6 protein-coding genes and 1 pseudogene are annotated in these 10,590 nt (G+C 64.1%); 2 read left to right on the top strand and 5 right to left on the bottom strand.

What is annotated here, in order from left to right:
* From FVW20_RS19095 to ftsY, 3 genes are all read right to left on the bottom strand, one after another.
* The coding region (locus tag FVW20_RS19095) for a hypothetical protein (RefSeq protein WP_372435024.1) at positions 1–764 on the bottom strand (764 nt) is incomplete at its 3' end.
* A gap of 19 nt (positions 765–783) precedes the next feature.
* The gene (locus tag FVW20_RS19090) at positions 784–3,324 is read right to left on the bottom strand and encodes a hypothetical protein (RefSeq protein ID WP_196610809.1); all 2,541 of its coding nucleotides are present in this window, start codon (positions 3,322–3,324) and stop codon (positions 784–786) included.
* A 211-nt stretch (positions 3,325–3,535) separates the two neighbouring features.
* A complete protein-coding gene (gene ftsY, locus FVW20_RS19085) occupies positions 3,536–4,927 on the bottom strand; it encodes a signal recognition particle-docking protein FtsY (RefSeq protein ID WP_196610808.1) in 1,392 nt (463 codons plus the stop codon).
* Positions 4,928–5,326: 399 nt separating this feature from the next.
* Here ftsY and FVW20_RS19080 point away from each other — a divergent pair, with 399 nt between their 5' ends.
* Both FVW20_RS19080 and FVW20_RS19075 read left to right on the top strand, forming a co-directional pair.
* Positions 5,327–7,642, top strand: coding sequence for a PAS domain-containing sensor histidine kinase (locus tag FVW20_RS19080; protein WP_196610807.1), 2,316 nt, complete (start codon positions 5,327–5,329; stop codon positions 7,640–7,642).
* Between the two features lie 373 nt (positions 7,643–8,015).
* Positions 8,016–9,239 carry an OmpP1/FadL family transporter gene (locus FVW20_RS19075; RefSeq protein WP_196610806.1) on the top strand — a complete coding sequence of 408 codons (1,224 nt, stop codon included), beginning with the start codon at positions 8,016–8,018 and terminating at the stop codon, positions 9,237–9,239.
* A 274-nt stretch (positions 9,240–9,513) separates the two neighbouring features.
* Here the strand turns inward: FVW20_RS19075 and FVW20_RS19070 are convergent, their stop codons facing one another.
* Complete coding sequence (locus FVW20_RS19070) at positions 9,514–10,008, bottom strand: hypothetical protein (RefSeq protein ID WP_196610805.1); 495 nt, start codon at positions 10,006–10,008, stop codon at positions 9,514–9,516.
* A pseudogene (locus FVW20_RS19065) lies at positions 10,005–10,590 on the bottom strand (DEAD/DEAH box helicase); the annotation flags it as partial. The pseudogene FVW20_RS19065 and the gene FVW20_RS19070, both read right to left, overlap by 4 nt.

Below are 10,590 nucleotides of genomic sequence, written 5' to 3'. Positions count from 1 at the left end.
GTTGACACCGGGGGCGGGGGGGCGTTGTCGCTCATGGGCGTACCGGACTGGGGCGCCTGGGGGGGCGCCGCGGCGGTGTTGCCGCCGGTGAATGCGCCCTCGCCGGAAGGTGCGGGCGCTGCGGGCGCTGCCTTGGCTGTTTCGGGTGCCTTTTTCTTTTTCTTCTTTTCGAGGGCGGCTTTTTCGGCGGCCTCCCGGTTGCGGCGCTCTTCTTCCGCGCGGCGTTCCTCTTCGCGCTTCCGGGCTTGTTCCGCCTCCAGTTTTGCCTGCATTTGCGACCGGATGGATGCCACACGGCGGGGCAACTCCCTCCTGAGGTCAAGGCCGAGGCACTCGTTGTGCAATTCGCACTGCTTGTAGCGCTTGCTGCCCATGGCGATGCCGTAGCCCAACTGGTAGTAACGGATCGCGGCCTCCGGGTGGCCGAGTTTTTCCGCACTCTCACCCAGGTACATGTATCCCAGGTCGTTTTCGTAGTTGATCGAGGCCACCAGGTTAACCAGGTTGGGCCAGTCCTGCGCATAGTACAGCTTGATCATATCGTCCCGGTGGGTGATCCAGTTCCACGACTGTTCTATGTCGCCAGTAAGCCTGATGGTGCCGTCCTGCAGCAGCAGCAGGTTCGATTCGCGACCTTCCCGCGTGACCGGTTGCATGGGGGCGCAACCGCCAAGGCCGGTCAGCAGGACGAGGCAGAGAGCCAGAAGCGCGATGCCGTGGCGCGCGTGGTCAGCCCGGGCGGTGTATGAGCGCGATGCGTGCATTGTTTGGTTCCCCCCCATGTCAGTTCGAAAGTTCCTGGTTGCGGGCAAGGCATTCGGCGTCCGAAAGCCTGGGGGTGCCGATGGTGCTCACCGCTTGGCAGAACTGGACGGCAAGCCGCCACGGCACGGCCATCGGGAAGAGCATGAGCGACGCCATGAGGAAGGCGGTCCAGTTGTTCATGGCCGTCAGCGCGAATTGCAGGAAGCTGAAGTTCTCGCCGGGCTGCAGCCTGGTAATGGCGTGGTTGACCGACAGCAGCAGGCCGATGCCGAGCAGGATGGACGCGCCGATGGAGAAGAAGCCAGCCGTGCGCAGCCAGAAGGCTGTGGCTGCGAGCGGCGAATGGGTTGGGGTTGCGGCGGGGGACTGGGTGCCGAGGCGCGCCTTGAGGACGTCGTTGGCGTTGGCGGTCTTGCCGCTGAAGTAGTCCCTTGCGATGTTGCCGAGTACGAACACCTCGTCGGCAAAGGGTTTTTCAGGAACGCGCGCAAGCAGGTCGGCGAAGATCACTGCGGCAACCACGTCTTCTTCTTCGACCTTGCGTCCCTCGCTGTTCAGGAAATCGCGAAAAACCTGTTGCAGGTAGGGGACCATGGCGCGTTTGATGAGCCGAGTGTCCGGGGCCTGCTTGCCCGTTTCGATGGCAATGAAGGCGATGGTGGCGGAGATGGTGTGCATGTCCTTGACCGTTGCATCCGTGAAGGCGGGGAGGATGGCGGACAGGTCGAGCAGCGTGTTGGGAATTTCGTAATTCTTGAGCTGTTTGGGATCGCTGTTCACAAACGCGGTGAGCGCCTGGTCGAGGAGCGATACGTCCTTTCCGCTCAGTGCGATGAGCGATTGCTCTGCCACCTGCGACTTGCGCTTGATGAGTTCCATGTAGCCGCGCGCCTTGTCATCCGGCAGTTGGGCAAGAGCCTGCTGCCAGATGTAGGGGTTGCTGACGCTGGTGGCGGTGCCAGCCATTTCCTGGTTCAGGTAGGCATCGTAGAATTCGGCCTTGTCGAACTGGGCGGCGGCAAGAATGGTGTCGACGTCAGAGGGGCTGATGGGCACGGTCTGTTCCGCAAGGGTGCGGGCAAAGGCCACAAGGATTTCGCGGATGCGCCCGGGGGTGTGCTTGCGGGCCACCGTCACGTACGACACCCACGCGTCAGCGGGAAGGAAGGCCAGTTCCTTCGGGGTCTGGGTGACGCTGGAGAGCGCCGTGGCGCCCATGGACGGCACGGATGCATCAATGAGGGCGATGATGCGCATGCGGTCCGCCGGGTTGTGCTGCTTCAGCAGGTTCACGAGCTGTTCGGGCTCGAAAACGGGCAACAACGCCGGACGGCTCTGGACGTCGGTCATCAGGTCGGAGAATTCGCGCGACAGGGGGGCGCTGTGCGCGATGTCGGCAAGCTGGGATTTTACGCCTTCGAAGCGGGAGCGGAAGGTCTCGCGGCCCCCCACCTGCGCTATGCGGGCTATCTGGATAGAGCCGAGAGGGTCGAGCCGCATGGAAACCCGCGCCAGTATGCCGACGATGCGATCCTTGTTCTCTTCCGCCCCGGCGCAGTTGGTGGCGATGGTGTACGCGGTATGGAACTGCCGGATGTTGCGTACCTTTTCGATGATGCCGGGCAGCATGGGGCGCACCGTGCCGTCAAGCAGGGGCTTCTGCGCGCCACTGAGCCTTGCGGCCATGGCTGTGTAACTGGCGTGCAGCTTGTCGTAGTCCGGCTGGTTTCCCGAGGGTGCGAGAGCGGCGTAATGCGTTGCCAGGGCATCGCGGATCACGTCGGGGGCGCTTTTCGCCAGAAGGATTGCCGCCTTTTCGAACTGGGCGGGCTCTTCAGCGGCCTCCAGCAGGGTTTCGAAATCCCCCGCGTCAACCTTTAACGACTTGTGGTATAATATCACTATCGCATTATGCTTTCGCTCGAAATCGTTAGAGGCGACGGGGTAGATTTCCTGATTCTCGATGGTGTTCATGCCCATGACAACGGCCTTCGAGGAATACTTGCAGGCAACGTAACGCTTCTCGATGGCGTCGTTCGAATAATACATCTTGAGATCTTGAAGGATGTTGGTGTTTGCATGAGCGGTGCTTGCCCAGCATGATGTCATCAGGCAGAAAAACAATATTGACATGTTATTGAGTTTTATCTTTCGTGCAAGAAGGCGCAACGATCCCTTTTCCGTCATCAGCTTCCACTTGCTTCTATTGTGTCTTATAATGAAGAGTATGTAGATAATGATGGACAGGGTTGAAAGAAATGCAACGAATGCTGCCGTCTTGGCTGCAGAGGCCGCATTGACTCCCAGCATGGCAAGCAACTGGATGCACGTTGCGGTAATGAACGACATTTCAAGCGGGTCTTCAGTTCGTTTTTCTTGACTTGTTTGGTCCTGTTTGTTTTTATTGATTCTTTCCTGGAGTGATTTTTTTTCGGAAACGTAATCGCTGAAATAGCTTTGGTTGGAGATTTCTTTTCCGATGATGATTTTTTGCGGAGGCTGCGCATGCGAGGGGAGTGTAAACAAGAGAAGCAGCACGGTGAGAATGGCGAGTTTCATGTCTCCTCCGGTGTATGGATATAAAAATATGCATTGTACCGGATATGGCCAATAAATACTCACGAGTTATGATGTCAAGCCTGTTATTTGAAGGTCGATGGGGTTGGCCTGGCGGGGGGGAGTTGCTGCGCTTGAAGAAAGTGGAGAGAAAATAAAAAAGGGGGGACATGAGTCCCCCCTTGCATGCGGAAAGTGCACGTGCCGTGCGTTTTCAGCTGTGTTCGTCTTTCTCGCGGCCCACGCCCAGCAGGGCCAGGGCGAAGTCGCCGCCATCGAAGGGGCGCAGGTCTTCCATCTTTTCGCCAAGGCCCACGAAGGTGATGGGAATGCCGAACTGCATGGCCACCGCCACCACGATGCCGCCCTTGGCCGTGCCGTCCAGCTTGGTCAGCACAATTTCGTCCACCCCGCAGGCCTCGTTGAACAGCTTGGTCTGCGACAGGGCGTTCTGCCCGGTGGTGGCGTCGATGACCAGGATGGAGCGGTGCGGCGCGCCGGGGTGCTTGCGTTCCAGAATCCGGCGGATCTTGTGCAGTTCTTCCATCAGGTTGACCTTGGTGTGCAGGCGGCCCGCCGTGTCCACGAACACGATGTCGTAGCCGCCCGCCAGCGCCACGTCCATGGCCTCGAAGGCCACGGCAGCCGGGTCCGACCCGGCGGACTTGGCGTGAAAGTCCGCCCCAACGCGCCCGGCCCACACTTCCAGTTGTTCGATGGCCGCCGCGCGGAAGGTGTCCGCCGCGGCGATGAGCACCTTCTTGCCCTGCATGCGGGCGCGGTGGGCCAGCTTGGCGATGGTGGTGGTCTTGCCCACGCCGTTGACGCCGATCATCAGCACCACCTCGGGCGGGGTCACGGCGGCGATACGTCGCGGCGCGCGGAAGATGTCCTGCAATTCCTCGCGCAGCAGGTCGCGGAAGGCGGCAGGGTCGTCGGTGCCCGCCTTGCGGGCGCGTTCCTTCAGGCGTCCCGTCAACTGCATGGCGGGCTCGAAGCCCACGTCGGCCATGATCAGGATTTCTTCCAGCTCTTCCCAGAACGTGGCGTCGATGCGGCCATGCGAGGCCAGCAGGGCGTCGATGCGACCGGTGATCTGCTCGCGCGTGCGGGCCAGGCCTTCGGTCAGCTTCAGGAACAGGCGGTTGCGTTCGTCTTCCTCGTCTTCCAGGTCGAGGGCCAGCGCCAGCCGGTATTGCAGTTCGGAGCGGAAGTCGCTCACGTAGCGGTAGTCCATGGCGGCAAGCCAGCGCCGGAAGTCGGCGATGAAGGCTTCCGCCTCGGCCCCCGGGGTTTCCAGCGCCGCGAACAGGAAGCGCAGCCGTTCCCACAACGTGTCGTCCGCCTCGTCCACCCCGGCCAGCACGTGGCCCAGCCACACCGAAAGGCGAGGTTCGGACTGGCGCAGGGCGCGGGCCAACTCGTCCCGCCAGGGGGCGTCCTGGGCAACTGGAGCGCCGGGGATTGACGGAGTGTCGGGGACCGCCGGTTCCGGCGTCGCCGTGGCGTTGTCCTGTGGTGCCGCTGCCGGTTCGGCTGCCGGGGCCGTGGGCGCATCTGCCTCGCGGGGTGTCCACAATTTCTTGATGGCGCTGAAGAAACCCATATGTCGTCCTCCAGATGTGGGGGAAGTGGCGGTGAGAAGCGTCGGTGCGAGCCCTTGGTGTCCGGGCGCCGCGTCCGCCCGGCCCGGTCGGGCCGGGTGGGAGCCTGCCGGTCACGGGGCCGCCACAACTTTGCCCAGAACCCCCGGCGAGTCAAGGCGGACAAGGGCCGGGAGGGTCCGGGCGAGCCTGTGCCGCCTGGCCGGACAACGGTGTTCGGCCAACCCCGCCCCGGCGATTGCATTTCTGCTCCACCCATCGTCCTGCCGCTCTTTCCATCGCATGGCGCATCGTGTAGGTTGTCGGAAACCGGAAGGCCGATGCGCCGCCGCCCGCCCCGCACGGGGTGCCACGCGCGGGGCGGACCCTTCCGAGACAGGCGACGGGGACATGACGCGCGCATGAGCAACACCACCGCCAGCAAAGGACTCTCCGTCCCGGACATCATCAAGGGGCGCTCGCTGTCGCGCGACCTCACCGTGAGCCTTGTGGTGATGGTGCTGGTGGTGGTGGCGGCGCTGTTCTCGTTCGTCTACGTGCAGATTTCGCGCGACATGCTGCACGAGGTGGACCGCAAGGCCGACGAATACATCACCCGCCTGGCCGACATCCTGTCCATTCCCATGTGGAACTTCGATGCACGCACCATGGACCAGATCGGTTCGGTGTTCGCGCAGTACGAACTGATCAACGAAATCCACATCGAGGACGCCCAGGGCAATACCCTGTTCCGGGTGCGCAAGGGCGCGGACCCCGACGCCACCGTGTTCCGCGAGCGGGCCGTGCGCTTCGAGTCGGAAGTCATCGGCCGGGTGTCCATGGTGGTCACCCTGCAGGACTACCGGCGCAGCCTGGAGCGGCTGCTGAAGGCCAGCGCCCTGATCATGGGCAGCGTGCTGGTGGTGCTGCTGGCCTCCACAGGGGTGCTGCTGCGCGTGCTTCTGCGCCGCCCGCTGGAGGCCCTGCAATCGGGCATGGACCAGATAGCCCGGGGAGACTTCGCCTATGACATGGGATCCATCGCCCATGCCGAACTGGCCCAGATAGCCGAGAATTTTTCGCGCATGTGCAGCCAGGTGGAGCAGCGCGAGAACGAACTGCACGCCATCAACACCAAGTTGCAGGAAGAGATACAAAGCCGCCGCCAGACCGAACTGGCCCTGCGCGCCAGCGAGGAACGCTACGCCCTGGTGGTGGGCGGCACCAGCGACGGTATCTGGGACTGGGATCTCATCACCAACACCGTCTATTTTTCGCCGCGCTGGAAATCCATCATCGGCTACGACGACCACGAGGTTCCCAACCGGCTGGACGAGTGGAAGGTGCGGGTACACCCCGACGACCTGGATACCGTGCTGCACGCCCACGACGACTACCTTGCCCGCCGCGTGTCCGAGTTTCAGGTGGAATACCGCATGCGCCACAAGGACGATAGCTACCGCTGGATCCTGGGGCGCGGCGCGGCCCTGTGGGATTCCAACGGGGTGCCCGTGCGCATGGCCGGGGCCCACACCGACATCACCACCCGCAAGGAAGTGGAACAGGAACTGCGCGAGGCCAAGAACAACCTCGACAACATCCTGAACGCCATGCCCTCGATCATCGTCGGGGTGGACCAGTCCGGCAGCATCACCCTGTGGAACCGCACGGCGGAACGCGTCACCAGCCTCTCGCGCGATGCCGTGCTGGGCCGCCCCGTGGGCGAAGCCCTGCCCGACTTCGGCTTTCTGCTGGACGAAATCCGCCGATCCATTGCCGAAGGCGGCACCATTTCGCTGGACAAGACGCCCGTGCCCGGCCTCGGTGTCACCCGCTACTTCGACATCGTCATCTACCCCGTGGTTTCACGGGGCAGTTTTGGCGCCGTGGTGCGCCTGGACGACATCACGGGTCGCATCCGCATCGAGGAGATGATGGTGCAGACCGAAAAGATGCTGTCCGTGGGCGGGCTTGCGGCGGGTATGGCGCACGAGATCAACAACCCCCTCGGCGGTATCCTGCAGGGGGCGCAGAACATCCAGCGCAGGCTGGACCCGGATTTTGCCCCCAACGTGGTGGCGGCGGAAGAGTCGGGCTGCTCCATGGACGCCATCCGGGGCTACCTGGACCGCCGGGGCATCCTGCGTTTTCTGGAGGGCATCCGCGAATCGGGCAATCGCGCGGCCAACATCGTCTCCAACATGCTGGAGTTCAGCCGCCGCAGCGAATCGCGCTGGCAGCGGGTGTCGCTGCCCTATCTGGTGGACCGCACTCTGGAACTGGCGGCCAACGACTACGACCTGAAGAAGAAGTACGACTTCCGGCACATCGACATCGTGCGCGACTTTGCGACAGGCCTGCCCGATCTGCCCTGCATGCCCACCGAAATCGAGCAGGTGCTGCTGAACCTGTTCAAGAACGCCGCCCAGGCCATGCACCTGCGCGGCGACAGGCCCGACCCGCCGCGCATCTCGGTAAGCCTGCGCCACGAGGGCGGCATGCTGCGTATCGACGTGGCCGACAACGGCCCCGGCATGGAAGAGGACGTGCGGCGCAGGGTTTTCGAACCGTTCTTCACTACCAAGAGCGTGGGCGAGGGGACGGGGCTGGGGCTTTCGGTGTCCTACTTCATCATCACCACCAACCACGGCGGCACCTTTACCGTGGAATCCGAACCGGGCCGGGGCACCGTGTTCACCCTGCGGCTGCCGGTGGATCAGCGCCACGTGACCACCTAGGGCGTATCGTCCTGCGAGCCGCATCCTCCCGCCCTTTTTGACGCCGCGCCGCACGCGCGGCGTTTTTGCGTGATGCCGCCCGCCCGTCTGCCCCCGGCCCACCACCAGCCAGCCATCAGCCAGCCCCTGCCCGGCGCGTTACCCCCGGTCCCCCTGCTGCCAGAAGGCCGCAGCACTGCGCCCCCCAACGCGTTTGTCCTTGCCATGTCCTGCAAATGTTTCTACATGTTTCCGCTCGGCACTGCACGATGTGGACAAGGGCGGCCAACAGCCGCCCGCCTTTGGCGCGCGAGGGAACGCGGCCCGGTAACGGGCGGCGTGCGCGCCGGGTTGTCGCACGGCCATTTCGGGCCGCATGCATATCGGAGGCACTGTGTTCCGTGTTCTTCTGGCCGCGCTGCTCTGCGTCGCGGCATGGTCCCCTTTTGCCGAAGCCGCAGGCTTCGCCATGTACGAATTCAGCGCGCGGGGCAACGCGCTGGGCGGCGCCATGACGGCGCGCCGGGCCGACCCTTCGTCCATCGCCTTCAACCCCGCCCTGGTCACCCAGCTGGAGGGCACGCAAACCCTGGCCGGGGTCACCGTGGTGGCGCCGCAGGTGTCCGTGGACGTCAACGGCGACACCACCGACGCGGAATCCAACATGTGGACCATTCCGCATGCTTACGCCACCACCCGGATCAACGACAACCTGTTCCTGGGCGTGGGCACCTTCTCGCGCTTCGGCCTGGGCACGGAGTACCCGTCCGGCTGGGTGGGCCGCACCGAATTGCAGTCGGTGAACATCCAGTCCATGTCGGTGAACCCGGTGCTGGGCGTGCGCCACGGCGATTTCGCATTCGGCTTCGGCGTCGAGGCCATGTGGTTCGAATACGACCAGAAGCAGGCCACCGCCGTGGGCGCCACGGACATCGACGGCAGGGTCAAGGGCGACTCGACCGGCTTCGGCCTGAACGGCGGCGCCTGGTGGAAGGCCACAGACAGCGTGGCACTGGGGGCCAGCTTCCGCACGCCCATCAAGCAGAACCTGGAAGGCCGGGCGACCTTCGACAAGAACGGGGCGACGGTTCCCGCGTCCTTGTTCAGGGATACCGATGCAGAGGGGTCCGTGACCCTGCCCGGCGAAGTGCGCGTGGGCGTGGCGTGGGAGCCGGACGACCGCTGGAGCGTGGCCCTGGACGTGACCCGCACCTTCTGGAGCAGCTACGACGAACTGCGCATCGGCTACGGCGATCCGCTGGCCCCCGGCGTGACCGAAAGCGTGAAGACCACCGAATGGCGCGACGTGTGGCGGCTGGGCCTTGGCGTGGAGTACCGCCTGACCGATATGGTGGACCTGCGCGCGGGGTACGTCTACGACTGCGAGCCCGTGAACCCCGACCATCTCGACTTCCTGGTGCCCGCCAACGACCGCCAGTTGTACAGCGTGGGCGTGGGCCTGCACGACGGGCCGTGGCGGGTGGATGTTTCGTACACCTACCTGTGGATCAAGGGCCGTGACGGCGAGGTGCGCAGCGATGACGGCACCATCTACGACGTGCGCTTCCATGATGGGGATGCGCATTTGCTCGGCCTTTCCGCTGGCTGGGAATTCTAGGCGGCGCCGACACAAGGGCCTTTTTGTTTCTGCCGTCGTCAGACCGCCTTTTCATTCCGGTCGAGTACGAAAAGAGTACACTCCCTTCATGAAAAGCCGGTCTTCCTCGGCAGAAAGCAAAAAATCCTCTTGTGTCGACACCGCCTTCCGCGGTGTGCTTTAGCGGTGCTGGTTTTAAATACGTTCGGAAATGAAAAGGGGAGGAACCTCGCGGTTCCTCCCCTTTGTCGTGTCTTGTCATGTCGAGGGGCAAGGGGCCGATTGCAGCCCGAGCCTAGATCAGCTTGTCGAAGATCAGCTTGTACGTGGACCGGATGTGCAGGGCCAGGCGCAGGCGCAGTGCCTTGGCCTCGGCATCGCCCAGCGACAGCAGGGACACCAGGTGGTGGGCCGCCTCGGAGAAGTCGGCATCGCCCTTGTGTTCCAGCATGCCCACGTAGCCGCGCACCTTTTCGGTCAGCGCGGCGGTCTCCCTTTTGGCGGCATTGCGCGTGGGCGTCTGCTGAAAGCGTTCCAGGAACGTTTCGAAGATCACCTCGAAGTCGTCCGGGAACGACCTGCGCAAGGCCAGCCGCCACAGGGCGATGAACAGGGCCCGCAGATCCTGCAACGCGCGTTTGCGCCGCATGAACTGCATGCGTCCGATGCCCATGGCGTCGATTTCCGGCGTGAAGTCGAAGGAATCGAGCAGGGCGGCGAAGTTGTCTATGACTTCGTCGACGGTATAGGCGGGCGATGTGCTCATGCCCGGCAGCGGCCCGGCGCTCATTCGGCGTCGGCCTCCGCGTGGTGTGCCGTACCGGCATCCGTGCCTTCGGGCCCAGCCCCGGCGGGCTTTTTGCGGCGGCGGCGCCTGCGGCGTTTGGCGGGCGTGGCCGCGTTGCCGGAGGCAGCGTCATCGGTTTCGTTTCCGCCGGGCTGTTCGTCGAAGTCATCGTCGAACTCGTCGTCGAACGCGCCGTCGCCTTTCAGGGCCTCGGTCAGCATGGGCTGTACCGGTGCCGGTGCGGCCTTGGGGGCTGCCTTGGGCTTTGCGGCGGCCTTGCCCCTGGGCGGGGCAGACTGCGAGGGCTGGCCAGATTGGGCCTGCGCCTTGGCCCCGGAGGGCAGCCGCTGGCCGAACACGCTGCCTGTCGCCGGAGAGGAGCCGCGCACGTCGTCCAGGCGGTCGTCGTCGCTCAGGTAGTCTTCCAGCAGCAGGGGCATGCCGTCGTCTTCGTCCTCTTCCCGTTCGGGGGCCTTGGCGCGGGGGGTGCTCCCGGTCGCGGCCTTGCCTGCTGACGCGGGCTTGCCCTTTTCGGGGCTGGCGGCTTCGGCCTTGCCCCTGCCGCGGCGTGCACCGCTCGGAAGA

Origin of the sequence: Nitratidesulfovibrio oxamicus (assembly GCF_015731765.1) — a bacterium.
Taxonomy (GTDB): Bacteria; Desulfobacterota; Desulfovibrionia; order Desulfovibrionales; family Desulfovibrionaceae; genus Cupidesulfovibrio; species Cupidesulfovibrio oxamicus.
Note: the sequence above shows the minus strand (reverse complement) of the source record. Positions and strands in the feature narration are given on the sequence as shown.

Coding starts and splice junctions, on each gene's coding strand:
- FVW20_RS19090 (WP_196610809.1), bottom strand. CDS start 3,324: ATGAAACTCGCCATTCTCACCGTGCTGCTTCTCTTGTTTACACTCCCC.
- FVW20_RS19070 (WP_196610805.1), bottom strand. CDS start 10,008: ATGAGCGCCGGGCCGCTGCCGGGCATGAGCACATCGCCCGCCTATACC.
- FVW20_RS19080 (WP_196610807.1), top strand. CDS start 5,327: ATGAGCAACACCACCGCCAGCAAAGGACTCTCCGTCCCGGACATCATC.
- ftsY (WP_196610808.1), bottom strand. CDS start 4,927: ATGGGTTTCTTCAGCGCCATCAAGAAATTGTGGACACCCCGCGAGGCA.